Here is a 26,973-nt window from a genome sequence, read left to right on the forward strand (position 1 = left end):
GTGGACGTGCATGTTACAGACTCGCACGCACCGATGCTCACAGGAGCGAATCGCTTACTTGCGCTGCAATTGTGCGTAGTTTTGTGGTGTGACCAGTTGCGTAGCGATCCACACATCACCTTGCAGGGCTTCGTGGTTGATCAGCTTCACGGCCGCGTCAAGGGAGCCTGCGCCAATCGCCACCGGGTCGCGGAACACACTGACAGCGAGTTGGCCTTTTTTCAGCGCCTGCAAACCATCAGGCGTACCGTCGATGCCACCCACCAGAATGTCATCGCGCCCGGCCTGACGCAGGGCCATGGCCGCGCCGATGCCCATCTCGTCATTGTTGGCGGCCACGGCATTGATGGTCTGGCCTTTGGTCAGCCATTCGTTCATCAGGTCCATGCCTTTCTCGCGCTGCCAATCGCCGGATTGTTCTTCGACGATGTTGATCTGCGGGTACTTGGCCAGTACCTCCTTGACCCCGCTGGTGCGCTTGCCGGTATCGCTGTGGGCGAGGCGCCCGAGAATCACCGCGAGGTTGCCTTTGCCGCCCATCTTCTCGGCGAGGTATTGCATTTGCATGCGACCGATGGCGTGCTCGTCGGTGCCGACGAAAACTACGCCGGCCGGCAAGGTTTCCACTTCAGGGCGGCTATTCATGTATACCAGCGGGATGCCGGCAGCGATGACTTTCTCGCTGATCTTCCTGGTCGCCGAGGTATCGGCGGGGTTGACGATGATCGCGTCGACCTTCTGGCTGATAAAGCTCTCGACCTGACTCAGTTGGCGCACCACATCGCTGCCGGAATCTTCAATTTGCAACCTGGCACCGCCAGGCACCTGTTTGGCGCGGTCCTGCATGGCCTGCACCAGATAGGAAATGTAATTGTCGTACTGACCCACGGTGACGCCGATGCGTAACTCGGCCTGGGCAGAAACGGACAGCAGCAGTGCGCATACACAGCCGAGAAAACGCTTCATGTCGTTTGATCCTTTTTATTGTCGGGCGGTGCAGAAAAGCTGCGCTCAGGAGTTCCGGGTCTCACACTATTGAAATAAATATTCCAGATCAATACGGGCTGGAATTTTATGTTTTTAGCGAAGAGCGTGCCTGCGGCTGATCTCGGAACCGTCCATGAGATTTCTTGCAGCAATTGGACTGCGGCAAGTCCCGGTCGGCATGATGTGATTGCTTATGCGTTGCCTGAGTAAACGCTGAATCGCAGAAACGCAAAAGCCGCGCAGTGCGCGGCTTTTTTGTTTGGTGGGCCCAGCAGGACTCGAACCTGCGACCAAGGGATTATGAGTCCCCTGCTCTAACCAACTGAGCTATAGGCCCTTGGTAGGCCGCGGATTATAGCGATGGTTTCTCGGCTGTGCTATCCGAAAAATCCGAAACGTTTATATGAAGAAAGCTTGTGGCGAATTCGTCGGCAGGGAGGGGAACGCTGACGATGTAGCCCTGGATCTGTTCGCAGCCCTCGGCGGCGAGGAATTCCTGCTGCGCCAGGGACTCGACACCCTCGGCGATGATGGTGAATTGCATGCTGCGACCCAACGCGATGATGGCGCGGACGATGGCCGCATCATGGGGGTCGTCAGGCAGGCCGCGGACGAAGGATTGGTCAATTTTCAGGAAGTCCAGCGGCAGGCGCTTGAGGTAGCTCAGGGAGGAGTAGCCAGTTCCAAAGTCGTCGATAGCCAGTTGCACGCCCAGTCGTTTGAGTTGATGCAGGACTTCAAGCGCTTCTTCGGCCTGGCTCATGATGAAGCTTTCGGTGATTTCCAGTTGCAGGAAACCGGGTTTAAGGCGGTTATCTTTAAGCAGCTGTTCGATCCGGCTGAGCAGGTTCGGTTGACGCAGTTGAGCGCCAGCCAGGTTGACCGATAGCGGGCCGAAGCCGTCGTAGTCCCTATTCCACGCGAACATCTGCTGACAGGCCTGCTCCAGTACCCAATCGCCAATTTGCAGGATCATGCCGTTTTCTTCGGCCAAAGGGATGAAGTGCTCGGGCGGTACGTCGCCGAAGTTTGGGTGACGCCAGCGAATCAAGGCTTCGGCACCCACTACACGCCGGTCCTTCAGGCTGATTTTTGGCTGGTAATAGAGACATAGCTCATTGCGCTCGATGGCGCGGCGCAGTTCATGTTCCAGCGCTATGCGTTCACTGGCCTGGGCGGTGAGGTCACGAGTGTAGCTTTCAACCCGGTTGCGGCCCTTGGCTTTGGATCGGTACATGGCTGCGTCGGCATTCTTGACCAGTGTGGCGACGTCACAGCCGTCCTTGGGGTAGAGGCTGGTACCAATGCTGGCACTGATGAAAAACTCGTGCTCGCCGGCCTGGAAGGGCGCAGCAAAGCAATTGAGCAGCTTGGTGGCGATGTGTTCAGCGTCACTGGCTTGCTGCAGGCCGGGAAGCAGGATGATGAATTCATCGCCCCCTAGTCGGGCCACGGTGTCGATGTCGCGCAATTGCTCTTTCAAGCGCACGGCAATGCCTTTGAGCAGCAGGTCGCCGACCGGGTGACCAAGGCTGTCATTGATATGCTTGAAACGGTCCAGGTCGAGGAACAGCACGGCGCCCTGGCCGCCGTGCTCTTGCTGGCCGTTCAGCGCCGTCAGCAAGCGACTTTCGAACAAGGTGCGGTTGGGTAGACCGGTCAGCGGGTCATGGTGGGCCTGGTAGTCGAGACGCGCCTGGGCGTGCTTCAAACTGGATATGTCCGCGAACACCGCAACGAAATGGGTGATGAGTCTGTCCCGGTTGCGCACGGCGCTGATGGTCAGCCAGCTTGGATACAGCTCACCATTTTTGCGTCGGTTGGAAATCTCCCCCTGCCAATGACCTTCGGCGGTCAGTTGATGCCACATGGCCGCGTAGAAGGCGCTGTCGTGCAAGCCAGAGGCAAGTAGCCTGGGGGTATGGCCCAGGGCTTCGGTTTCGCTGTAGCCGGTGATTTGCGTGAAGGCCCGGTTGACCGCGCTGATGTGTTGTTGCGTATCGGTGATCAAAACCCCTTCGGCGGTGCTCTCGAACACCGTGGCGGCTTGTTGCAGTTTTTCCTGCATCAGGTGGCGATCGGTGATGTCTCGGGCAATCGTCAGCATGCAGTCCTCGCCGGCAATAGGCAGTGGGCGACTGGAAAGCTCGCATAAACGGATCTGCCCGTCGTTTCGGCGGATGTGGCAGCTGAAATCGCGTACAAAGCCGTCTCGTTGCAGCATCTCCAGCAACTGTTTGCGTTCGTTCAGGTTCACCCAGATACCCAGTTCCAGTGTGGAACGGTCCAGGGACGTCGCACTATTGAAGCCGGTAATGCGACTGAAACCCTCATTGACTTCAATCAACCGGCCATCGCGCTGGCGGCTCAGCAGCAGGCCGTCGGGTGATGCATGGAAGGCTTTGGCGAATTTCTCTTCGGAGGTTTGCAGTTGTTGCTGGGTTTCTTTGAGTTGACTGATGTCGCGCACCACCACCACCAGTGCGGGGGTAGTGTCGAGTTCGAACGGTTCGGCAGAGATCAAACCGGTGAACACCTGCCCATTGTTACGTCTGAATGGCATCTCCAGATTGCGAAGACTACCGCCCTGCAAACGCTGCAAGAGAACGGGGCCGACGCCCTCTATCCCCCAGATATTCAGGTCGGTGGCGGTTTGGCCGATGACTTCCTCGGCACTCAGGCCTATCTGCTCCTCAAAGGCTTCATTGACCTCCAGCAAACAGCCGTCGGACAGCCGTGCGATCACCAGAATGTCCGGACATTGCTGAAATACCGACGCGAACTTCTGCTCGGACAGACGCAAGGCCTCTTCGGTTCTCTTGGTTTCACTGATATCGATCATCAAGCCGCGCAGAACCGGTTCATGGCCATGTTCAATCAGACTGACGATATCGCGAACCCACAGGCAGCGGCCGTCGGCGGTGATGACGCGGTAGTCGAGGCTGTGATCGCGGCCAAGCAACACCTCATGGTCGCAAAAGGCCTGGGCTCGAGTCAGGTCGGCGGGATGAATGATGTTGCGCCAAAAGCCTGGAATCAGCCATTGATACAGGGGATAGCCGAGCAAGTCTTCGGCATGGGGTGATACATAGCTATAAGTGAAGTCGCTGATACGGGCTTCCCAGGCAATCGCTGAAAGGCTCTCTACCAGCCCGCGGTAATGGTATTCGCTGCTGCGCAGCTCTTGTTCCAGCGCAACCCGGCGGGAGATCTCCGAGCTGAGTCGGTGATTGATGCGGATCACTACCGCCAACACGGTGAACAGCAGAAGGACGCCGGGCAGGCCGTAGAGCAAAAGGTCGGACCAGAAAGTGCGGTGGTCGAGGACGTTCCCCACCCAATGTTCCTGAATGGCGTTGATTTCTGCAGGGCTCATATCCGCCATTACTTTATCGAGGATGCCGATCAGAATCTTATTGCCTTGTGGTACGGCCATCGCCAATTGATAGCGATAAGGCGTTTCGCCGCTGACGTAGAGCCCATCGAGTTTGAGCTGCCGCAGACTCCAGATACTGGAGGCGAGATCGCCCACGACCGCATCCACCTGATCGGTAGCGAGTGCCTCCAACGCTGAACTGACATTTGGCAAAGCGACCAGATTCAGGTCTGGATGGTGTGCGCGCAATAGTTCATGAGGGGCGTAGTTCTCCACCACGGCAATTTTCAGGCCGTACAGATCTTCGATTTTTTGTGGTTGTGCCCCACGTTCGTGAGCAAGAATCACGATCGGAAAGTCCAGATAGGGGCGGGTGAAGGACAGGTAGCGCTGGCGCTCAGGCGTCGACATGATCCCTGGCAAGAGGTCCAGCTTGCCTTGTTTGGCCTGTTCCAGCACCTCGGTCCAGCTGACTGGCTCAATGGGGATGACTTTGATGCCCAGGCGTTCCTTGATCAGCTTGATGTAGTCCGCCGCCAGCCCCTGGTAGCGGCCCTCTTCATCGCGATACTCGAAAGGTGGCCAGGACGCATCGACACCCAGACGCAGTTCCGGGTGGGTTGTAAGCCAGCTACGTTCTTCGTCGGTGAGCGTCAACGCGCCGGCCGTTGAGGTCCAGGCAAGCAGTGACAGCAAAAGCACGGCCAGCATTCTGGGCATAACGGTCTCGTTATGGCTCGGGGGGATTGTTTCGAGTGTAGACGGGCATTTTGGCGGGAGTGAAGTGCGGGGGATTTAATCTGTTGAAAGCAAAACCCCCAGCAGGGCTGGGGGTTTTGTGATCACTCGTCGAGGAAGGAGCGCAAATGCTCGCTTCTCGTCGGGTGGCGCAGCTTGCGCAACGCCTTGGCTTCAATCTGACGAATCCGCTCGCGGGTAACGTCGAACTGTTTACCGACTTCCTCAAGGGTGTGGTCGGTATTCATGTCGATGCCGAAGCGCATGCGCAGAACCTTGGCTTCACGGGCAGTGAGGCCGGACAGTACTTCGCGAGTCGCTTCTTTAAGGCTCTCAACAGTGGCGACATCGATTGGCGACTGCATGGTCGAGTCTTCGATAAAGTCACCCAGGTGGGAGTCTTCGTCATCACCGATCGGGGTTTCCATGGAGATCGGCTCTTTAGCGATCTTCAATACCTTGCGGATTTTGTCCTCAGGCATTTCCATGCGTTCGCCCAGCTCTTCCGGAGTCGGCTCGCGACCCATTTCCTGCAGCATCTGCCGGGAAATACGGTTGAGTTTGTTGATCGTCTCGATCATGTGCACCGGAATACGGATGGTGCGGGCCTGGTCGGCGATCGAGCGAGTGATCGCCTGACGGATCCACCAGGTGGCATAAGTCGAGAACTTGTAGCCGCGACGGTATTCGAACTTGTCCACCGCTTTCATCAAGCCGATGTTGCCTTCCTGGATCAGATCGAGGAATTGCAGGCCACGGTTGGTGTACTTCTTGGCGATGGAGATCACCAGACGCAAGTTTGCTTCAACCATCTCTTTCTTCGCGCGGCGGGCCTTGGCCTCACCGATCGACATGCGACGGTTGATGTCCTTGATCTCGGCAATCTTCAAACCGGTTTCTACCTCGAGCGCAGTCAGCTTCTGCTGGCAACGAACGATATCGGCTTGAAAGCGACCAATGGCTTCAGCGTATTTGCTTTTGCCTTTGGCCAGTGCGTCGGTCCAGCTTTCGTCAACTTCATTGCCCGGGAACTGGCGCAGGAAGTCGGCACGCGGCATGCGTGCATCACGAACGCAGAGCTGCATGATCGCGCGCTCTTGCTGACGCAGACGATCGAGAGCACTACGCACACGCTCAACCAGGCCTTCGAATTGCTTCGGAACCAGTTTGATCGGCATGAACAGCTCAGCCAGGAGCAACATTTCGGCGATTGCCAGCTTGTTGTCGCGACCGTGCTTCTTCAGCGCCTTGCGAGTGACTTCCATCTGATCGGACACTGCGCCGAAACGCTGTGCAGCGATGATCGGATCCGGACCGCTTTCGGCTTCTTCTTCGTCATCAGCGCTGGCTTCGGCGTCGTCGTCGTCGGAATCGTCATCCGCTTTCACGGTTTTCGAATCGACAGGCGGCGGAACTTCGGCGGCAGGCGGCGCAATGCCGTCGTCCGGGTCGATATAACCGCTCAGAACGTCGGACAGGCGGCCACCTTCGGTGGTGACGCGAGTGTACTCGGAGAGTATGTGGTCAACCGTGCCAGGGAAGTGCGCGATTGCGCCCATCACTTCACGGATGCCCTCTTCGATACGTTTGGCGATTTCGATTTCGCCTTCCCGTGTGAGGAGCTCAACTGTACCCATTTCACGCATATACATGCGCACGGGGTCAGTGGTGCGGCCAATGTCGGTCTCAACCGCTGCCAACGCTGCGGCCGCTTCTTCAGCGGCTGCCTCGTCGGTATCGGCGTCGGCCAGCATAAGGGCGTCCGCATCCGGAGCACTCTCGTGTACGGGAATCCCCATGTCATTAATCATGCGGATGATGTCTTCCACCTGTTCCGGATCTGAAATATCCTCCGGCAGGTGGTCGTTGACCTCTGCGTAAGTCAGATACTTCTGCTCACGACCCAGGGTGATCAACTCTTTGATACGAGACTGCTGTTGCGCTTTTCCGGACATAACACCCTATCCACTGAAGGTCTTGGCGGGCAAAAAACAAGCCGAGGATTATACCTGAGCTATGACCTCACGCGCCAGTTGAGGTCGGGTTTGATGCGGAAACCTTTTGACGGAGCAGGTCGCGCATCTGGTTTGCTTCTTCTGGACTCAGCCCAGATTGGTTCGCTTTTTTGATAAGTTGTTCCAGGTTTCGTTCGCGTTGACGTGCAGATAGCCTAGTAATGGTGTCGAAAAACTGTTGTTCAAGGTTATCGCCCTCAATCAGCCATTCCTTTTCTGCCAGCGCTTTGAGCAGGCGCCCCTGTTCGGTGCCATGCCAACGCGCAATCAGTTGAAATGAGTTTAGCTTAGGATTCTTTTGTACGGCTTCGAGCAGTGCTACCAACAGCTGTGTATTAGTGTGGTCCTCGGCAGCGAAGTGCCCGGCGTCTTCAACTTTTTCGGCCAGTTGCGGGTGATGAAGCAGCGTGCGCAGTGCTGCCAGCGTTGGCGGCTCCACGGCTGCCGGGGTACGTGGGCCGCGAGGCTGGTCGCGATCGTCCTGACGCTTGCCCTTTTTGTCCCAGGGTTTGTTTTCCCATTTCTTGCCGCCAGTCCCTGATTTTTTCGGCGTCCACTCCTGTTGAGGTGCATATGCCTCTTGAGGTTGGTGGTAATCGGCGTAATCAGGCATGGCGTCATAGTCAATGCCAGGGTCGTAGGCGGGCGGAGCTTCCTGTGGTGCGCTGTGCACCAATTGGCTGACCGCCTCGCTGTTGAGTCCGGTGATTTCAGTGAGTCGCTGACGCATTAACGTGCGCAGGTTGGCGCCGGGAACCTTGTCGATCAGCGGCGCTGCGAGGGTGGCCATATGGGCCTTGCCTTCCAGGGAGCGCGGATCGGACTCTTCGGTCAACTGCTGAAAAAAATAATCGGCCAAAGGCTGTGCGTGCTGGTTGATGCGCGCCCGGAAGGCGTCAGTGCCTTCGGAGCGGACCAGAGTGTCCGGGTCTTCACCTTCAGGCAGGAACAGAAAGCGCGCACGCCGTCCGTCCTGCAGGCTCGGCAAGGCGGCTTCAAGCGCGCGCCAGGCGGCATTGCGTCCCGCCTGATCGCCGTCAAAACAGAACAATACGCTGGGGACAACGCGAAACAGGCGTTTCAGGTGTTCTTCGCTGGTGGCGGTGCCAAGCGTGGCGACAGCATTGCGCAAGCCTTGTTGGGCGAGAGCGATGACATCCATGTAGCCTTCGACGACGATGATTTCATCGAGGTTGCGATTGTTCTTGCGCGCCTCGAACAGGCCGTAGAGTTCCTGGCCTTTATGGAATACCGGAGTTTCCGGTGAGTTCAGGTATTTGGGTTTGTCGTCGCCCAGTACCCGGCCGCCGAAAGCGATGATCCGCCCGCGACTGTCGCGGATCGGAAACATGACGCGATCACGGAAGCGGTCGTAGCGCTTGCCGGTTTCAGCATTCTCGATCAGCAGGCCGGCATCGATCATGGCTTTCTGTTGCAGTGTGTCGCTGCTCAGATGCTTGAACAGATTGTCCCAGCCGGGCGGGGCGAATCCGAGGCCAAAGTCCCGGGCAATTTCACCGGTCAGGCCGCGGCCCTTGAGGTAATCGACGGCGGCTTTGCGCGCGGGATGGCTTTTCAGCGCCTGGCGGTAGAAATCGGCAGCAGCGGTGAGCAGCGGGTAGAGCGGTGAGTCGGTCGGTTGCCGGGGTTTGTGTGGTCGGCCACTTTCTTCTCGGGGTATTTCCATGCCAGCGGCTTTGGCCAGCTCTTCGACGGCCTGGGGGAAGTCCAGGTTATCGTGGTCCATGATGAAGCCGAGGGCGTTGCCACCAGCGCCGCAGCCGAAGCAGTAGTAGAACTGCTTGTCGGGGCTGACGCTGAAGGAGGGGGTTTTTTCTTTGTGGAACGGGCAGCAGGCGGTGTAATTCTTGCCGGCCTTTTTCATTTGCAAGCGCGAGCTGACCACGTCGACGATGTCGGTGCGGTTCAGAAGGTCGTCAATAAAGCTCTGGGGAATTAGCCCGGCCATGGCGTGCTCGTCATCACTGCGCGGAAATTAAACCCAAGCGAAGGGCGGTCGATGTCTGGTCGTTGTTTCGAGGCGCAACAGTATGCGGCTCGACCGGATGTCGTCTGCGTGATCGCTGTCGGGAAGTGTATCTGCCGAAAATCCACTGACGTTAGTTCCAATCAGTATTCGACTACTTGAATGTGTTGCTCTGAGTCCGGCAGCGGCCAATGGCGGGCCTCGGATAGCTCATAAGCGGGCACAGGAGAACGTGCCTTGGGCTGATCGTCTGTCGAGGAATCAGGTAAGGTGTGCTCGTCGGTAGCCTTGTAAGGCTCGTCAGAAAAGACGTGCACCGCTGGCAAAAAGCCAGGCCTGACGTGATGAAGCAGATTTGTCTCGGTCGCATCGGCGGCTTTGACGGTGAAGCATCAAGCGATATCCGCAAATGCCAATAGCCCGGCTGAGGGCCGGGCTTGGCAGAAGCTTGCTACGAACGTCTGCGTATTAGTACAGACGAACGGCGCGGCGCTGCTCGCGCTGAACTTTCTTGGCGTGACGCTTAACAGCGGCTGCTGCCTTGCGTTTACGCTCAGAAGTCGGCTTCTCGTAAAATTCGCGGCTACGAACTTCAGCCAGAACACCGGCTTTTTCGCAGGAGCGCTTGAAACGACGCAGAGCTACGTCGAAGGGTTCGTTCTCTTTAACTTTGACGGCTGGCATCCAGAGCTACCTTCATTCATTACCGGGGTCAACATCCTCGCGGCAAAAGTGCACTTGAAGACGTCGGTTTTTAAGGGTTGCGGATGTTAACCCCTCATCGCTAGGAATGCAAAGCCTCTGATCGAAAACCGCTGGCAGGGGCCGGAAGTGACGACTATTATGCGCGCCTTCGAATTTAGCCTCTACAAGGCGCAAACCCATGCTAGTACTGGGATTAGAAACCTCCTGCGATGAAACCGGCGTCGCACTTTACGACAGTGAGCGCGGCCTGCTGGCCGATGCGCTGTTCAGTCAAATCGACCTGCACCGTGCCTATGGTGGCGTGGTGCCAGAGCTGGCTTCACGCGATCACGTCAAGCGCATGCTGCCCTTGATTCGTCAGGTTTTGGCAGAGGCCGATTGCGTGCCGACCGAGATCGATGCCATCGCCTACACCGCGGGGCCCGGGCTTGTCGGGGCGTTGCTGGTCGGCGCCTCATGCGCTCAGGCGCTAGCGTTTGCCTGGGGTATTCCAGCCCTTGGCGTGCATCACATGGAAGGTCATTTGCTGGCGCCGATGCTGGAGGAGCAGCCTCCGGAGTTTCCGTTCGTCGCTTTGTTGGTTTCTGGAGGGCATACCCAGCTGGTTCGGGTCGACGGGATCGGCCAATACGCACTATTGGGCGAGACGCTCGATGATGCCGCCGGTGAGGCTTTCGACAAAACGGCGAAGATGATGGGGCTCAATTATCCGGGTGGACCGGAGATCGCTCGATTGGCGGCGCAAGGCGTTGCCGGACGTTTCGTCTTCCCGCGCCCGATGTGCGATCGCCCGGGTCTGGATTTCAGTTTCAGCGGCTTGAAAACCTTTGCCTTGAACACCTGGCAACAGTTTGTCAGCGCTGGGGACGACGGTGAGCAAACCCGTTGCGACATCTCGCTGGCCTTCCAGCAGGCAGTGGTGGAGACTTTGACCATCAAGTGCAAGCGAGCCTTGAAGCAGACCGGTCTCAAGCGCCTGGTCATCGCGGGTGGCGTAAGTGCCAACACGGCGTTGCGGGTTTCACTGGAAAAAATGCTCGGCGACATGAAGGGCGATGTTTACTACGCACGCCCGGAGTTCTGCACGGATAACGGCGCGATGATCGCATTTGCCGGTTGTCAGCGTTTACAGGCCGGACAGCGGGAAAGTCTGGCAATCAGCGTGCAGGCCCGCTGGCCGATGGAGCAATTGTCGCCTTTGTAAGCTTGTGTCCTGTTGGGAGCGGCCGATGATCCTGGGTCGCTTCACCATCGGGATTTAAAAATGCCGTTCGCGCCCGGCAAGCAGGTCGCGTAGATTGCCCCGATGACGCCAGACGATCAGCACTGTGAGCACGCTCATGGGCAGCAAGGCGGCAGGCTCACGCCAGGCGAGCAGCGGCAGGCTCAGCGGTGTAGCGATCAAGGCGGCCAGCGAGCTGGTGCGGGTGAGGTAGAAGGTCAGCAGCCAGGCAGTGATGGCCAGGAGTGCAGCAGGCGGGTACAGCCCCAGCAGCATCCCGGCGGCAGTGGCGACGCCTTTACCGCCGCGAAAGCGGAAGTACAGCGGGAGCAAGTGGCCGATGACGGCGCATAATCCGACCCAGGCCTGTTGCTGTAGCGGCAAGCCGGCCAGATTGGCGATCAGTACCGGCAGCAGGCCCTTGCAGAGGTCACCGAGCAGGGTCAGGACGGCCAGCTTTTTACCGGCCAGGCGCAGCATGTTGGTTGCGCCGGCATTACCCGAGCCACTCATTCGCGGATCGGGGTTACCGGTCAGGCGGCTGAGCAAAATGGCAAAGGACAGAGAGCCAAGCAGGTAGGCGAGGATTGCCAGTAACCAAAACATGCTAACTATTCCGGGCGAGGACGCCCTGATTCTAACGGCGCATTGCGCCCTTGTCGTGCTGCGGAGAAGAGTGCTTGGACAGAGTATTTATCGAGGGCCTGGAAGTCGACACGGTGATCGGTGCCTACGACTGGGAGCGGGGTATCCGACAGTGCCTGCGTCTTGATCTGAGCTTCGCCTGGGATAACCGCCCGGCAGCCGCAGGCGATGATCTGACTCTGGCGCTGGATTATGCGAGTGTGTCCTCGCGCATTCAGGCGTTTGCCGAAGAGGCGCAGTTCCAGCTGGTGGAAACCTTTGCCGAGCGTCTTGCGCAAGTGCTGATGAGTGAGTTTCAAATCCCTTGGCTGCACCTCAAGCTGACCAAGCCAGGCGCAGTTGCCGCCGCCGCGGGTGTGGGTGTGGAGATCGAGCGCGGATGTCGCTAATTCAGGTGTTTCTAGGTCTCGGTAGCAATATCGCGCGCGAACCTCATTTGCAGGCGGGGCTGGATGCTCTAGCCGGTTTTCTGGTGGATGTGCGCTGTTCGGCGGTGTTTGAAAGCCAACCGGTGGGCATCAAGAGCGGTCCGTTCTTCAATCTGGTGGTATCGGCCTACACGGATCTGCCACTCGTGGAGCTGGATCGTCGACTGAAATTCATCGAGGCGGACAACGGTCGTTATGCACCGGATCGCAAGGGCTTGCCGCTGGACATCGATGTGCTGCTTTATGGCGATCTGGTGGGCAATTTCGACGGTTTGATCCTGCCTCGCGCAGAAATCCTGAAAAACGCGTTTGTACTGTGGCCGTTGTCGTTGATTGCGCCCGACAGACTGCATCCGGGTGTCGGCAAGAGCTTTGCTTCACTGTGGAGCGAAGCGCGAATAGATCAGGTTTTGGCGCCAGTGGCATTTGAGTGGCGTGGTGAGCAGCTAACGCCTTCGAATCTGTTGTGACGGGGTGTGCAAGGCAGGGTCGACAAGATCACAGCCCTCAGCAGCTCCTACGCTGATCCGTGTAGGGGCTACCGAAGGTTAGGGTCGCGTTCGGATGATCTTTTGATTTTGCTTATTGCTGCTCTTTGTAATTCTTCAGCGCCTTAAGGCGTTCTTGTTTCAAAGCTTCGCCCAGTTCCGGTCCTTTGAAACCTTGCTCCAATAACGGCTGAACCGCCACGTTCCGCGCTGCGTTCGCTGCGCCTCTCAAATATTGCGCCTGTGGGTAACTTCTCTGCTCGAAGCCGTTGCGACCCCGTGCGTCCATTTCGCAGGCTGCGATGAACTCTTCAAAGCGCTGCGGTCGACGATAGACATCAAAGCTCTGCAGCAGCTCCAGTAATGTCGAGGGCTTGAGTTCAAGGGCGCGATGCCCGTGAGTGTGGTACTCGCCGACCAGCAAGGCCAGCTCCTGGCAATCCCTTGGCGCTTTGAAGCGTTCGTTCACCGCCTTGATCAGGCGCAATCCCTTGTGTTCATGGGCAATGTGTTTCGGCCACTGACTTTCTGGTGTCAGCCCTTTTCCAAGGTCGTGTAGCAGGCACGCCCAGCGTACTGTCAGTGGTTGAGCGTACAAAGCAGCTTGTTTGAGGACGCTCAGGGTGTGTGCGCCGCTGTCGATTTCCGGGTGATGAGCTTCGGGTTGCGGCACGCCGAACAGGGCATCAACTTCGGGAAGCAATACTTTAAGTGCGTCGCAATCGCGCAGCACTTGAATGAACACCTGAGGCTGGTTTTCCATCAGGGCGCGGGAAATTTCTTTCCAGCTGCGCTCCGCCGTCAGTGCTTCAAGCTCGCCTGATTCGCTGAGCTGGCGCATCAGTTCGAGGGTTTCAGGGGCGACGCTGAAACCAAGCTCGGCATAGCGTGCGGCAAAGCGGGCTACCCGCAGAACCCGGAGCGGATCTTCGGCGAATGCGGGTGAAACGTGACGAAGTACGCGGGCATCAAGATCTTGCTGACCATGATAGGGGTCGGTCAAGGCGCCTTGGTCATCTTCGGCCATGGCGTTGATTGTCAGGTCGCGGCGGATCAGGTCTTCTTCAAGCGTGACTTCCGGGCTTGCGTGAAAAGTGAAGCCGCAATAGCCGTGACCACTTTTGCGTTCGGTCCGGGCGAGCGCGTATTCCTCACCGCTCTGCGGATGCAGAAATACCGGGAAGTCGGCGCCTACCGGGCGATATCCCTTCGCGAGCATTTCTTCCGTGGTGGCGCCCACCACAACCCAGTCGATGTCGGTGACAGGCCTGCCCAACAAGCGATCACGCACTGCGCCGCCGACTTTATAAATCTGCATAAAAAAACCTCCGTTAGCTCGACAGGATAACCCTTGCGTCGAACTTACGGAGGTTTTGGGGGAATCAAAGGTGGATGACTGCCAGGTCCAATCGGCCGTAATCGCCCTCGCTATGCTCGCCTTTCGGCGGTACGTGATGGGTTTTCATCACCTGGTCGCCTTGCAGGGTTTCCAGGTGGATATCGAAGCCCCAGAGCCGGTGCAGATGCTTGAGTACTTCGTCGGTGGAATCTCCCAGCGGTTTACGGTCGTGCTGCTGGTGACGCAAGGTAAGCGAGCGGTCTCCCCGCCGGTCGATACTGTAGATCTGTATGTTGGGCTCGCGATTGCCCAGGTTGTATTGCGCCGCCAGGGTTTCGCGGATGATCCGATAGCCGTCTTCGTCGTGTATCGCCGGAACCAGCAGATCTTCCTTCTGATCGTCATCCAGGATGCTGAACAGCTTCAGATCGCGGATCACCTTGGGTGACAAGTACTGCAGGATGAAGCTCTCGTCCTTGAAGCTGCTCATGGCGAATTTGATGCTGGAGAGCCAGTCGGTACCGGCGATTTCCGGGAACCAGCGGTAGTCTTCTTCGGTGGGCGCTTCGCACATCCGCCGGATGTCGCGGTACATGGAAAAACCCAGGGTGTAGGGGTTGATCCCGTTGTAATAGGGGCTGTCGAATCCAGGTTGAAAGACCACGCTGGTATGGGAGGACAGGAACTCCATCATGAACCCATCGGTGACCAGCCCCTCGTCATACAGGTCGTTCATCAAGGTGTAATGCCAGAACGTAGCCCAGCCTTCGTTCATCACCTGGGTTTGGCGTTGTGGGTAGAAGTACTGCGCTATCTTGCGCACGATGCGCACGATTTCCCGCTGCCATGGCTCCAGTAATGGCGCGTGTTTTTCGATGAAATAGAGGATGTTTTCCTGAGGTTCGGCGGGGAAGCGCGCATTATCCTTGTCGCTGAATTTGTCCGCCCCTTTGGGAATGGTGCGCCAGAGGTCGTTGATCTGCTTTTGCAGGTGTTCTTCCCGGTCTTTCTGCCGGCGCCGTTCTTCCTCCGCCGAGATCGGATACGGGCGTTTGTAGCGGTCGACGCCGTAGTTCATCAGAGCGTGGCAGGAGTCCAGCAGGTCTTCTACCGCATCGATCCCGTGGCGTTCTTCGCATTGCATGATGTACTGCTTGGCGAACACCAGATAATCGATGATTGAGCTGGCATCGGTCCAGGTGCGGAACAGGTAATTGCCTTTGAAAAAACTGTTGTGTCCGTAGCAGGCATGGGCAACCACCAGTGCTTGCATGCAGATGGTGTTTTCTTCCATCAGGTAGGCGATGCACGGGTCTGAGTTGATCACGATTTCGTAGGCCAGCCCCATCTGGCCGCGAGTGTAGGACTTTTCAGTGCTGAGAAAGTGTTTGCCATAGGACCAATGGTGATAGCCCAGTGGCATGCCGACAGAGGCGTAGGCATCCATCATTTGCTCGGCGGTAATCACTTCGATCTGATTGGGATAGGTATCGAGCGCGTAGCGATTCGCGATACGACTGATTTCGCGGTCGTAGGCCTGAATCAGCTCAAACGTCCATTCTGAGCCGGTGGATATAGGGATACGTTTCTGCTCTCTGGCGGTCATGTCACTAACCTGCGCTGGAAGAGTTCACGAAAGACCGGATAGATATCTCCGGCCGAGACCAATTGTTGCTGGGCGAAAGTATCGACAAAGGCTTCGGCGATCCGTTCGTATTCGAACCATAGAGCCTGATGTTCGCGCGGGGTAATCTCAACATAAGTGTAGTACTGCACGAATGGCATGATCTGGTTGATCAGGATGTCGCGGCAAATCGGCGAATCATCGTTCCAGTTGTCGCCGTCGGAAGCCTGGGCTGCGTAGATGTTCCATTCATTACTTGGATAGCGTTCGGCCATGATTTCCTGCATCAGCTTCAAGGCGCTGGAAACGATGGTGCCGCCCGTTTCGCGGGAATAGAAAAACTCTTCCTCGTCGACTTCCCGGGCGCTGGTGTGGTGGCGGATGAACACCACGTCGATCTTTTCGTAATTTCGCTTGAGGAACAGGTACAGCAGGATAAAGAAGCGTTTGGCGATGTCCTTGGTCGCTTGTGTCATGGAGCCGGAGACGTCCATCAGACAAAACATGACGGCTTTCGAGCTGGGGTTGGGCTGTTTGATCAACAGGTTGTACTTGAGGTCGAAGGTGTCGAGAAACGGTACACGATTGATGCGGGCGCTAAGACGCTCGATTTCCGCTTCCATTTCCTGAATATCGCCGAAATTATCTGGCTCTTCGCGTCTTAGGCGCTCCAGCTCGTCTTTTACCTCACGCAGTTTTGCCCGACTGCTGCCGGACAGCGCAATACGTCTGGCGTGGGCTGAGCGCAGCGTGCGGATGATATTGATCCGCGAAGGGTTGCCTTCATTGCTGATACCGGCGCGGACGGTTTTAAACGTGTCGGTTCCGGCCAGGTTGCGTTTGACCAGGTTGGGCAGTTCCAGGTCCTCGAACATGAATTCGAGAAACTCTTCCTGGGTGATCTGGAACACAAATTCGTCCATGCCTTCGCCGGAATTACCGGCCTTGCCAGGACCTTTTCCGCCACCTCCACCAGGTGGGCGAGGGATATGCTGACCGCTGCTGAACTCTTTGTTTCCGGGGTGAACCACCGTTTGCTTGCCGCCGCGCCCATGGTGAAGCACCGGCTCGTCGATATCGCGACCGGGAATACTGATCTGTTCGCCATGCTCCATGTCGGTGATGGAGCGACGGCTGACGGCTTCTTCAACTGCCTTCTTGATGTGATCACGGTAACGCCGCAGAAACCGTTGGCGGTTAACCGTGCTCTTGTTCTTGCCATTGAGACGTCGGTCGATCACATAGCTCATGACTGCTCCTTAGAAGCTGTCTTGAAAAGCCGAGAGCGGGTCGGGCTGTGTCGAGTGGGGTGGCGCCACGCGCATTTCTGCGTCGTGCGGGCCACCCGTTCTCTGTCTGAGCCTCGCTACCGACTTTCAAACACCTCCCTGAAGCCTGTGTAACAGAAATCGTTGACACAGGCCTCTGGCTAACGACAACCGGTGCGACCGGCAGCGGGTTACTGTGATTTTCTGACCCGCAGGTACCACTCGGAGAGCAGTCGTACCTGTTTGTCGGTGTAGCCGCGCTCGACCATTCGTGTGACGAAGTCGTTGTGTTTTTGCTGGTCCTCTTTGCTGGCCTTGGCGTTGAAACTGATAACCGGCAGCAGATCCTCGGTGTTCGAAAACATTTTCTTCTCGATCACCACCCGTAGCTTCTCGTAGCTGAGCCAGGTTGGATTCTTGCCGTTGTTGTTGGCCCGGGCGCGCAACACGAAGTTGACGATTTCGTTACGGAAATCCTTGGGATTGCTGATGCCGGCCGGTTTCTCGATTTTCTCCAGTTCTTCGTTCAGGGCTACGCGGTTGAGGATTTCTCCGGTTTCCGGATCGCGGTACTCCTGATCCTGAATCCAGAAGTCGGCGTAGAGCACGTACCGGTCGAAGATGTTCTGGCCATACTCGCTGTAGGACTCGAGGTAGGCTGTCTGAATCTCCTTGCCGATGAACTCGATATAACGTGGTGCCAGATACTCCTTGAGGAAGCGCAGGTAGCGCTCGCGGGTTTCCGCCTGGAATTGCTCCTGTTCAATCTGTTGTTCGAGCACATAGAGCAGGTGTACGGGGTTGGCGGCGATCTCGTGGGGGTCGAAGTTGAAGACCTTGGACAGGATCTTGAACGCAAATCGGGTCGAGAGCCCATTCATACCCTCATCGACCCCTGCGTTATCGCGGTACTCCTGAATCGACTTGGCTTTCGGGTCCGTGTCTTTGAGGTTTTCGCCGTCATACACGCGCATTTTCGAGTAGATATTGGAGTTCTCCGGCTCCTTGAGTCGCGAAAGAACGGTGAATTGCGCAAGCATTTTCAGGGTGTCGGGCGCGCAATGGGCCTTGGCCAGAGAGCTGTTGAACAGCAACTTGTCGTAGATCTTCACTTCATCGCTGACGCGCAAGCAGTATGGCACTTTGACGATGTAGATCCGGTCGATGAAGGCTTCGTTGTTCTTGTTGTTGCGGAAGGTGTGCCATTCCGATTCGTTGGAGTGCGCCAGCAAGATGCCGGTAAACGGAATGGCGCCCAAGCCTTCGGTACTGTTGTAGTTGCCTTCCTGAGTTGCCGTCAGCAATGGGTGCAGCACCTTGATCGGTGCCTTGAACATTTCGACAAACTCCATCAGGCCCTGGTTGGACCGGCACAGAGCTCCGGAGTAGCTGTAGGCGTCTGCGTCGTTCTGCGGGAACTCTTCCAGTTTGCGGATATCGACCTTGCCCACCAACGCAGAAATGTCCTGGTTGTTTTCATCCCCAGGCTCGGTCTTGGCGACGGCGATCTGATTGAGGATCGATGGGTAGAGCTTGACCACCCTGAACTGACTGATGTCACCGCCAAACTCGGCCAGGCGCTTGGTCGCCCAAGGCGACATGATGGTACTGAGGTAGCGCCGTGGGATACCGAAGTCTTCTTCGAGGATCTGGCCATCTTCTGTGGAGTTGAACAGCCCAAGAGGTGACTCGAAAACAGGCGAGCCCTTGATTGCGTAGAAGGGCACTTTCTCTATCAGCTGTTTCAGCTTCTCGGCCAGGGACGATTTACCGCCTCCGACGGGGCCAAGCAGATAGAGGATCTGCTTCTTCTCTTCCAGGCCCTGAGCGGCGTGGCGGAAGTAGGAGACGATCTGATCGATGCACTCTTCCATGCCATGAAAGTCTTCAAAGGCCGGATAGCGGCGGATCACCTTGTTGGAAAAGATTCGAGACAGCCGCGAGTTGGCAGAAGTATCCAGCAATTCCGGCTCGCCGATTGCCAGTAGCAGGCGTTCGGCTGAAGAGGCATAGGCGCTGCGATCCTTTTTGCAGAGCTCTAGATACTCTTGCAGCGTAAGTTCTTCCTGGCGTGTGGACTCGAAACGTTGTTGGAAGTGGCTAAAAATACTCATGACGTCACCTCGCTCGATACGTGGAGCCGACGCCGGATCAGTCAGTCGAGTGCTGGTGCAACTGAAATCCAGTTGCCTTGTACCCCCCCAGAACACTTTCAAAGCTATTGACCTTGAAAGCTAATACCGATGACCCGAACGCCGGTGTACCGGCTCTCCCCTAATTTGGATGGCCTGTGCCTAAGGATAGTTCGGAATCAGAGAGGTCAAGGCGCAATGCGCAATTAGTTCTGGTCGACCGTTCGTCAGCCAGGGCGCAAGCCCACGGGGGGCGCGGGCTAGAGCTTTAGAAAAAAATTATTCAGAAACGCCTTGCGCGATTTCCGAGGGGTAAATTGTGCGCCATAGTTCAAAGCCGCCGTCCAGGCTGTAGACGTCGGAGAAGCCTTGGCTGATCAAATACGCGGCCGCGCTTTGACTGGAGTTGCCGTGGTAGCAGACTACGACCAGTGGTGCATCCAGGTCCGCAGCGCGGATAAAGTCGGAGATGGAGTGGTTGTCCAAATGCAGTGAGCCGCTAATGTGGTTCAGGGCATAGGTCTGCGGGTCGCGGATGTCGACCACCACTGCACCTTGCTCACGCAGGGCATGGGCTTGTTCGGGGGGGATGCGTTTGAATTCGCTCATGGCGGGCTCCTGTGGCCTGGCTAAAAGCGCGGTTCAGCGCTTTTCGGTGGTCAGTAATTGTTCGGGGGTGGAGTCGGTGGCAGGCGGTTTGACGTGGCCTTGAGCATCGCACTTGCACTCCAGGCGTTCACCGGTGTCGATATTCAGCAGCGTCATGGCGCCGCCCCAGACACAGCCGGTGTCGAGGGCGAAGAGGCCTGGCTCATTGCATTGGCCTCCGAGGGCGGCCCAATGACCGAAGACGATCTTCAGGCCTTTGGTCTTGCGTTCCTTGTGCTGGAACCAGGGTGCATAGCCTGGCGGGGCTGTATCTATGCCTTCCTTGCCTTTGAGATCGAGTTTGCCTTCGCTGGTGCAGAAGCGCATGCGAGTGAAATAGTTGGTGATCACCCGTAGGCGAGCAGTGCCTTTGAGGTCGCTGTCCCATTTCACCGGTTCGTTGCCGTACATGCCATCCAGATAAGGGGCGAAGAGGTTGTCGTCATGTAACGCTTCTTCGACTTCGGCTGCGCACTTCAGGGCTTTTTTCAGCGTCCATTGCGGCGGTATGCCGGCGTGGACCAGTACTATTTCGCGCTGTTCGTCGTAGTGCATCAGCTTTTGCTGGCGCAACCATTCAAGTAGCTCTTTGCGATCCGGCGCTTCGAGAATCTCGCGCAAGGTATCGGCTTTCTTCAGACGCTCGATGTCCTGCCAGACGGCCAGCAAGTGCAGGTCATGATTGCCGAGAACGCAAACCAGCGATTCGCGGATGCTGTAGAGAAAACGCAGGGTTTCCAGCGACTGCGGGCCGCGGTTGACCAGGTCACCCACCAGCCAGAGGCGATCTTTGGCGGGATCGAAGGCGACCCGCTTGAGCAGGCATTGCAGTGGTTCGAGGCAGCCTTGCAGGTCGCCGACGGCGTACGTCGCCATCAGTGCAGGGCTCCGGGCACCGCCAGGCGGAAAGGCGCGATGATGGCGTCGAAGTGTTTACCGTCTTCGGCGAGCATCTGATAAGTCCCCTGCATGTTGCCCACGCGGGTAGTCATCACGGTGCCGCTGCTGTAGGTGTGGCTCTGGCCGACGTCGATCAGCGGTTGCTGGCCAACCACACCTGCACCGCGAACCTCTTCGACATGCCCGTCGCCATCGGTAATGACCCAGTGCCGAGAGAGCAACTTGGCCGGTAGCAGGCCATTGTTCTTTACGGTAATGGTGTAGGCGAAGGCAAAGCGGTCTTGCTCGGGCTGTGACTGTTCTGCCAGATAGCGAGTGACGACGCTGACGTCGACCTGATAACGAGGATCGGACATGCAAAAGGCCTTAAAAGCAAAGCGGGACGCGGGGCGTAACTGATTGAGGTCAGTCTAGGCCAAGTATCGGGTAGTAAACCAGACATGAGGGCCGGTGTCCTACCCGATAACGCTTCTGGCCTGTCAGATGTCGGCAGGTTGCTCGGCGACTTGTTCGCTGAGCTTGTCGGCCAGACGGACAAAGGCCGCCAGATCGAGCTGCTCTGGGCGCAGGCTGCCATCAACGCCGGCGGCTTCGATTTCAGCATTGCTCAGCAAGGCTTTGAGGGTGTTGCGCAGGGTCTTGCGGCGCTGGTTGAAGGCTTCGCGAACGACGCGCTCCAGCAAACGATGGTCTTTGGCCGGGTGCGGCAGCACGGCGTGCGGCACCAGGCGGACGATCGCCGAGTCAACTTTTGGTGGCGGGTTGAACGCGCCGGGGCCGACGTTGAACAGGTGTTCGACCCGGCAGTGGTACTGAACCATAATCGACAGACGGCCCCAATCGCCACCGCCGGGACCTGCGGCCAGACGCTCGACCACTTCCTTTTGCAGCATGAAGTGCATGTCGCGGATCAGGCTTGAATTGTTCAGCAGGTGGAAGATCAGCGGCGTGGAGATGTTGTACGGCAGGTTGCCGACGACGCGCAGGCTGTTGGGGGCGGCATTCAGGCTGCTGAAGTCGAACTTCAGTGCATCGCCCTGGTGAAGGTTGAAATTGCTCTTGCCGGCGAATTGCTGGTTGAGGATTGGGATCAGGTCCTTGTCCAGTTCAACCACGTCCAGTTGGGCGCCGCTGTTGAGCAGGCCTTCGGTGAGCGCACCCTGACCCGGGCCGATTTCCAGCAGGCGGTCTTCGGCTTTGGCGTGTATAGAGCGCAGGATACGGTCGATAACGCCGGCATCGTGCAGGAAGTTCTGGCCGAAACGCTTGCGCGCCCGGTGTTGGTAATGCTCGGTCATAAACGGGTCTCGGCCATCTGGTAGGCGGTTTCCAGGGCGACTTGCAGGCTGCCGGTGTCGATTTTTCCGCTACCAGCCAGGTCCAGGGCGGTGCCGTGGTCGACTGAGGTGCGGATGATCGGCAAACCGAGGGTCACGTTGACTGCCGCGCCGAAGCCTTTGTATTTCAGCACGGGCAGGCCCTGGTCGTGGTACATCGCCAGCACCGCGTCGCAGTGCTCCAGATACTTGGGGGTAAACAGAGTGTCGGCGGGCAAGGGACCACGCAGGTCCATGCCTTCAGCGCGCAGACGCTCCAGGGTTGGTTCAATGATGTCGATTTCTTCGTGGCCCAGGTGTCCGCCTTCGCCGGCATGCGGGTTGAGTCCGCAGACGAGGATGCGTGGCTGGGCGATGCCGAATTTTTGTTGCAGGTCGGTGTGCAGAATCCGCGTGACCCGCTCCAGGCGTTCAGGGGTGATTGCATCGGCAATCTCCCGCAATGGCAGGTGCGTGGTGACCAGCGCGACCCGCAAGCCGTGTGTGGCGAGCATCATCACCACTTGAGGGGTGTGGGTCAGGTCTGCGAGAAACTCGGTGTGGCCGGAGAAAGCGATTCCCGACTCATTGATCACGCCCTTATGCACAGGTGCGGTGATCATTCCGGCAAAGTGCCCGTCCAGACAGCCTTGGCCGGCGCGGGTCAGGGTTTCCAGTACAAACGATGCATTGGATTTATCCAGCTGACCGGCGATGACCTTGCTCTGCAGTGGGGTGTCCCAGACATACAGGCTGTCAGCTGGGGCGGGTTGATCCGGCCAACTATCCGGGGTAACCGGTAGCAGGTCGACAACCACACCCAGCTGCACGGCCCGCTCAAGGAGCAGGTCGCGGCTGGTAATGGCAATCAGGGGATGCGGCTGGGGGTGCGCGGCGAGCAGCAGGCACAGGTCGGGACCTATACCGGCAGGCTCGCCCGGTGTCAGCGCGAAACGTTTGGGTTTCACTGCGATGCCCGGTCAGCGCCAGGGAGTTTGATCTCTACGTAGGCTTCGTCACGGATCTGACGCAACCAGGTTTGCAGCTCTTCGTCGTATTTGCGGTTACGCAGTACAGTCATCGCTTGCTGCTCGCGGGCCTGGGTGGTGCTGTCGGTGGCGCGGCGGCCAAGGACTTCCAGGACGTGCCAGCCGTAAGGGCTCTTGAACGGTTTGGACAGTTGGCCCTGTTGGGTTTTGGCCATCACTGCGCGGAACTCGGGCACCAGGGCGTTCGGATCGATCCAGTTCAGGTCGCCGCCGTTAAGCGCGGAGCCCGGGTCTTCCGAATATCTTTTCGCCAGTTCAGCAAAGTCTTCGCCGGCTTCAATCCGGTCGTAGAGTTTCTGGGCAAGACGCTTGGTTTCTTCTTCGCTACGAATTTCGCTTGGTTTGATCAGGATGTGGCGCACGTGCACTTCGTCGCGCACCTGAGTCTGGCCGCCACGCTTTTCCAGGATCTTCAGAATGATGAAGCCGCCTGGAGTACGCATCGGCTCGGTCACTTCGCCGACAGACATCGAACTCAGCATGCGATCAAACGGTGGTGGCAGTTGCGCGGCTTTACGCCAGCCCATCTCGCCGCCTTCCAGCGCGGTTTCACTGGCGGACCTGGCGATTGCCAACTGACCGAAATCGGCGCCTTGCTTGAGTTGCCTATAGACATCGGCAGCCTGGCGTCCGGCATTCTGAATCGCTTCAGAGTTTGCGCTTTCCGGAGTAGGAATCAGGATATTGGCCAGACGGAACTCTTCGGACAGCTGCATTTTGCCCAGGTCCGAGGCCAGGAAGTTCTTCACTTCCTGCTCTGATACCTGGACACGCTCAGCCACACGGCGCTGACGTACACGGCTGATGATCATCTCGCGGCGAACCTGATCACGAGCGTCTTCATAAGACAGGCCGTCGTGGGTCAGGGCGGCGCGGAACTGGTCCACGGTCATATTGTTGCGCTGGGCAATGGTGCCGATCGCCTGGTTCAGCTCTTCATCAGTGATACGGATGCCGGAACGTTCGCCGATCTGCAGTTGCAGGTTTTCGACGATCAGGCGGTCGAGCACCTGCTGGTTCAGCACGCTGGTTGGCGGCATGCCGCCACCGCGCTTGGCGATGGTTTGTTGAACTTCATGAACCCGTTGGTCCAGTTGGCTCTGCATGACTACGTCGTTATCGACGATGGCCACCACTTTATCGATGGGCTGCACCGCAGCGTTCGCTGCGGTACCCAGTAACAGCGCGCCCAGCATCAGCGGGCGCAGACAATCAGAAAGCTTGGTCTTCACGTTCACGATAACCTTGAATGCCTTTGTTAAGGAAGCTCTCTACTTTGGTGCCAGTAACGCCACCGAGACCCTTCAGAACAATTTGGAGGAAGATGCCATGGTCGCCTTTTTCGTTTTGCGGGGCTTCTTGACTGAACTCGTCATAGGAAACCCAGTAACGGTTGATCAGGCGCAGTTTCCAGCAGCAGTTGTCGTACTCGAAACCACCGAAGGCTTCCAGAGTGCGGTTGCGGTTGTAGTCGTACTGCCAGCGGCTGATGGCGTTCCATTGCGGCACGACCGGCCAGATCACCGAGAAATCGTGCTGCTTGATCTTGTAATAGTCTTTCACGAATCCCGGAGTGCCTGGAGTGCCGTAGTCGCCACCACCCACTGTCCACTTACCGGTGGTCTGGTCATAACGGACCTGATCATTGCGATAGCGATAACCGGCGTTGATGACCTTGTTCGGGTTGTCTTCCGGCTGGTAATGGAACATCGCGCTGCCGGAGCGAGGGCTGCGGCTGTCCGGGTCCCAGTTGTAGTCGGCGGTGGTGCGCCAGTCACGGTTGAAGCGGTATTCGTACTCAAGTGCGTAAGGCGAAACCTTGGAGTGTGCATCGTTGCGGGTGGTTGCATCGATGCCCGGCAACTGGACTTCGCGATCCTTGAAGTAAACGGCCTGGCCGACGCTGATGCGTTGGCGCTCAAAGCCATTGTCTTCAATCCAGCGGTTGGTCACGCCCAGCGACAGCTTGTTCTCGTCGCCGACACGATCAGAGCCAGAGAAGCGGTTGTCGCGAAACAGCGAAGCGTAGTTGAACGTGTACTCGCCAGTGTCGAAGACAGGGATGTCGGTTTGGTCTTTCTCTGGCACATAGAGATAGAACAGGCGCGGCTCAAGGGTCTGGCGGTAGTTTTTGCCGAACCATTGAGTGTTGCGATCGAAGTACAGACCGCTGTCGATGCTAGCGATAGGTACGCCGCGGTTCTGATTGTTGTTGAAGTCGCCATTGATGTTATCGGTACCGGCCGCTGCCGCTGCTTGCTGTTGCGCAACGATCTGGCTCTTGCCTGTTCCATCGAGACTCAGATCGTACTGGGTGAACTTGTACTTGAGCGATGGTTTCAGGAAGCCGTAAGTCCAGTTGAGCGGCAGACTGACAGCCGGCTCAAGATCAAGGCGGTCACCGTTTGCACGCGCCAGACCCACAACGTTTGTATCTAGCCGTGGCGAGGCATTGCCGTTTTCATCGATAAAGTCGCCGTTTTTCAAATTACGGTCAAAGCGTACGATTTCGGTGTTGTACGCGAAATTCAGCCCGCCTGGATGGTACGGCAGCGCACCGTTGAAGGTGATCTGCGGCAAGCGGTTGTACGGTGTGATGTTGGAGACGGTTGCCAGCTGATAGGCCTGTGCGTTGATTCGCGCGACGTAATCGTCGCCGCGGTAGGTGACGACACCCTGCTGGTTCACGTAGTCGGCAGTTCTGACACCAATCTGATCGGTTTCCAGATCCTGGAAATAATACGGATCGCTGATCTTGGTGTAGTCGACTTCTGTCAGTGTGCGCGAATCAAGTCCGCCCTTGTGCTGCCAGTTGAGCATGTAGCGGGTTTTTTCGTAACCGGTCTGCTTGCTGCGTTCAGTGTCGTCGTCATTCAAGTAAGCAGCACCAAACTGACCTTCACTGCTCTTGGTCAGGTAGCGGAACTCGCCTTCCATCAACATCCCGCGCTTGCTCATGTAGCGCGGATACAACGTGGCATCGTAGTTGGGTGCCAGGTTGAAGTAGTACGGGGTGACCAGCAACAGGCCGGTTTTGGTACCGCTGCCAATGGTCGGTGGCAGGAAGCCGGACTGGCGACGGTTATCGATCGGGAAGTAGATGTACGGGGTGTAGAACACCGGAATGTCTTTGACCCGCAGCGTCACGTTGGTCGCGGTGCCGAAGCCGGTCGCCGGGTTCAAGGTGATGTTGTTACCCTTGAGCTGCCAGGCGTTGCTGTTCGGTTCGCACGTGGTGTACGTACCATCCTTGAGGCGGATGATGGCGTTCTCGGCACGTTTGGCGTACAGCGCGCTGCCGCGCACGCGCGACTTGTGCATCACGTACTCAGCGTTATCGACTTTGGCTTCGCCGGTATCGAGCTGCACATCGGCGTGATCGCCGACGAGCAGCGCGCCGTTGTCGCGAATGCGGACATTGCCGCTCAGCTCGCCACGGCTTTCAGCTTGATACAGGCTGGCTTCGTCGGCCTCGGCCTGCATGCTGCCCTGGCGCATGACCACGTCACCGGCCAGGGTCGCGACCTGTTGCTCTTGCTCATAGCGCGATGCTTTGGCGCCGATAAACGTTGGAGCGTCACTTTTATTCGTCGTGTCATTCATGCCCGGACGAATCGGTTCGATATAGGAACCAGAGCAATAAGGACCGGTCTCGGCCAATTGCGCAGCAGTCAGCTTCTCACGAGGCACCCAGTCAAGGTGGCTGTAGTCGGCACTGCGCGACTGCAGGCCGCGGCCCTTGGCCTCGGTGACGAGCGTGGTCTTGGTAGCGGTTTCGTTGCTGGCGCTGTTGGCTGCCGGGCTCTCGCCGTTGGAACTGACTGCATTCGCGTCATGCGCAGGGCGCGGAGGCAATTGAGCAGCGTTGGATTTTGGTGCGCAGTCCCAGGCACCCGAAGCAGACACTGAGCAGTCATACTGTTCCGCGGCGACCACGTACTGAGTGGCTAAAGGTTGCAGGGCCAGCAAACTGCCGGTAACCAACAACGGAAATTTTTTACGAAACGCGGGGGATTTCAATGCCATCTTATTAGTCCGGGCTTCCTGCGTGCCATCTGCCCGCGGTGTGGGCCGCACGCCTCTCGATGGTCTGAAAAAGATGCTGG

20 protein-coding genes and 1 tRNA gene are annotated in these 26,973 nt (G+C 57.6%); 3 read left to right on the forward strand and 18 right to left on the reverse strand.

Annotation, left to right across the window (positions count from 1 at the left end; translation table 11 throughout):
- Nucleotides 1-54: 54 nt before the first annotated feature.
- The 6 genes from AC07O1_RS14700 to rpsU all read right to left on the reverse strand — a co-directional run bounded on the left by AC07O1_RS14700 (nt 55) and on the right by rpsU (nt 9,787).
- Nucleotides 55-966 carry a sugar ABC transporter substrate-binding protein gene (locus tag AC07O1_RS14700; protein WP_495089173.1) on the reverse strand — a complete coding sequence of 304 codons (912 nt, stop codon included), beginning with the start codon at nt 964-966 and terminating at the stop codon, nt 55-57.
- Between the two features lie 281 nt (nt 967-1,247).
- A tRNA-Ile gene (locus tag AC07O1_RS14705) sits at nt 1,248-1,324 on the reverse strand.
- 15 nt (nt 1,325-1,339) lie between these two features.
- Complete coding sequence (locus AC07O1_RS14710) at nt 1,340-5,083, reverse strand: EAL domain-containing protein (protein WP_495089174.1); 3,744 nt, start codon at nt 5,081-5,083, stop codon at nt 1,340-1,342.
- Nucleotides 5,084-5,205: 122 nt separating this feature from the next.
- Nucleotides 5,206-7,056 carry an RNA polymerase sigma factor RpoD gene (gene rpoD, locus AC07O1_RS14715; RefSeq protein WP_494990571.1) on the reverse strand — a complete coding sequence of 617 codons (1,851 nt, stop codon included), beginning with the start codon at nt 7,054-7,056 and terminating at the stop codon, nt 5,206-5,208.
- Nucleotides 7,057-7,123: 67 nt separating this feature from the next.
- Nucleotides 7,124-9,085 (reverse strand): DNA primase, encoded by a 1,962-nt coding sequence (gene dnaG, locus AC07O1_RS14720; protein ID WP_494990570.1) that lies wholly within the window; start codon nt 9,083-9,085, stop codon nt 7,124-7,126.
- 486 nt (nt 9,086-9,571) lie between these two features.
- The gene (gene rpsU, locus AC07O1_RS14725) at nt 9,572-9,787 is read right to left on the reverse strand and encodes a 30S ribosomal protein S21 (RefSeq protein ID WP_002551877.1); all 216 of its coding nucleotides are present in this window, start codon (nt 9,785-9,787) and stop codon (nt 9,572-9,574) included.
- Nucleotides 9,788-9,986: 199 nt separating this feature from the next.
- Between rpsU and tsaD the strand changes: the two genes are divergently transcribed.
- Nucleotides 9,987-11,012 (forward strand): tRNA (adenosine(37)-N6)-threonylcarbamoyltransferase complex transferase subunit TsaD, encoded by a 1,026-nt coding sequence (gene tsaD, locus AC07O1_RS14730; protein WP_494990569.1) that lies wholly within the window; start codon nt 9,987-9,989, stop codon nt 11,010-11,012.
- A gap of 54 nt (nt 11,013-11,066) precedes the next feature.
- Here tsaD and plsY read toward each other — a convergent pair whose 3' ends face one another.
- A complete protein-coding gene (gene plsY / locus AC07O1_RS14735) occupies nt 11,067-11,636 on the reverse strand; it encodes a glycerol-3-phosphate 1-O-acyltransferase PlsY (RefSeq protein WP_494990568.1) in 570 nt (189 codons plus the stop codon).
- Between the two features lie 74 nt (nt 11,637-11,710).
- Here plsY and folB point away from each other — a divergent pair, with 74 nt between their 5' ends.
- Both folB and folK read left to right on the forward strand, forming a co-directional pair.
- Nucleotides 11,711-12,064, forward strand: coding sequence for a dihydroneopterin aldolase (folB, locus tag AC07O1_RS14740; RefSeq protein WP_494990567.1), 354 nt, complete (start codon nt 11,711-11,713; stop codon nt 12,062-12,064).
- On the forward strand, nt 12,055-12,573 hold the full coding sequence (gene folK, locus AC07O1_RS14745; RefSeq protein WP_494990566.1) for a 2-amino-4-hydroxy-6-hydroxymethyldihydropteridine diphosphokinase: 519 nt from the start codon (nt 12,055-12,057) through the stop codon (nt 12,571-12,573). Before folB ends, folK begins: the two co-directional genes overlap by 10 nt.
- Nucleotides 12,574-12,685: 112 nt before the next feature.
- Here folK and AC07O1_RS14750 read toward each other — a convergent pair whose 3' ends face one another.
- From AC07O1_RS14750 to AC07O1_RS14800, 11 genes are all read right to left on the reverse strand, one after another.
- Nucleotides 12,686-13,909, reverse strand: coding sequence for a multifunctional CCA addition/repair protein (locus tag AC07O1_RS14750; RefSeq protein WP_494990565.1), 1,224 nt, complete (start codon nt 13,907-13,909; stop codon nt 12,686-12,688).
- 64 nt (nt 13,910-13,973) lie between these two features.
- Nucleotides 13,974-15,536, reverse strand: coding sequence for a SpoVR family protein (locus AC07O1_RS14755; protein ID WP_494990564.1), 1,563 nt, complete (start codon nt 15,534-15,536; stop codon nt 13,974-13,976).
- On the reverse strand, nt 15,533-16,804 hold the full coding sequence (locus tag AC07O1_RS14760) for a YeaH/YhbH family protein (RefSeq protein WP_494990563.1): 1,272 nt from the start codon (nt 16,802-16,804) through the stop codon (nt 15,533-15,535). Before AC07O1_RS14760 ends, AC07O1_RS14755 begins: the two co-directional genes overlap by 4 nt.
- 209 nt (nt 16,805-17,013) lie before the next feature.
- Nucleotides 17,014-18,936, reverse strand: coding sequence for a PrkA family serine protein kinase (locus AC07O1_RS14765; RefSeq protein WP_494990562.1), 1,923 nt, complete (start codon nt 18,934-18,936; stop codon nt 17,014-17,016).
- A gap of 297 nt (nt 18,937-19,233) precedes the next feature.
- Complete coding sequence (gene glpE / locus AC07O1_RS14770) at nt 19,234-19,563, reverse strand: thiosulfate sulfurtransferase GlpE (protein ID WP_494990561.1); 330 nt, start codon at nt 19,561-19,563, stop codon at nt 19,234-19,236.
- Between the two features lie 33 nt (nt 19,564-19,596).
- Nucleotides 19,597-20,478, reverse strand: a complete 882-nt coding sequence (locus tag AC07O1_RS14775; RefSeq protein WP_495089175.1) for a symmetrical bis(5'-nucleosyl)-tetraphosphatase — start codon at nt 20,476-20,478, stop codon at nt 19,597-19,599.
- The gene (gene apaG, locus AC07O1_RS14780) at nt 20,478-20,858 is read right to left on the reverse strand and encodes a Co2+/Mg2+ efflux facilitator ApaG/CorD (RefSeq protein WP_494990559.1); all 381 of its coding nucleotides are present in this window, start codon (nt 20,856-20,858) and stop codon (nt 20,478-20,480) included. Before apaG ends, AC07O1_RS14775 begins: the two co-directional genes overlap by 1 nt.
- Nucleotides 20,859-20,981: 123 nt before the next feature.
- On the reverse strand, nt 20,982-21,800 hold the full coding sequence (gene rsmA, locus AC07O1_RS14785; protein ID WP_495011960.1) for a 16S rRNA (adenine(1518)-N(6)/adenine(1519)-N(6))-dimethyltransferase RsmA: 819 nt from the start codon (nt 21,798-21,800) through the stop codon (nt 20,982-20,984).
- A complete protein-coding gene (gene pdxA / locus AC07O1_RS14790; RefSeq protein WP_494990557.1) occupies nt 21,797-22,786 on the reverse strand; it encodes a 4-hydroxythreonine-4-phosphate dehydrogenase PdxA in 990 nt (329 codons plus the stop codon). The genes rsmA and pdxA overlap by 4 nt, the downstream gene beginning before the upstream one ends.
- A complete protein-coding gene (surA, locus tag AC07O1_RS14795) occupies nt 22,783-24,099 on the reverse strand; it encodes a peptidylprolyl isomerase SurA (RefSeq protein ID WP_495089176.1) in 1,317 nt (438 codons plus the stop codon). Before surA ends, pdxA begins: the two co-directional genes overlap by 4 nt.
- A complete protein-coding gene (locus AC07O1_RS14800) occupies nt 24,080-26,893 on the reverse strand; it encodes an LPS-assembly protein LptD (RefSeq protein WP_495089177.1) in 2,814 nt (937 codons plus the stop codon). Before AC07O1_RS14800 ends, surA begins: the two co-directional genes overlap by 20 nt.
- Nucleotides 26,894-26,973: the final 80 nt, after the last annotated feature.

The sequence above is a fragment of the Pseudomonas sp. GW821-FHT07G10 genome (assembly GCF_059418545.1).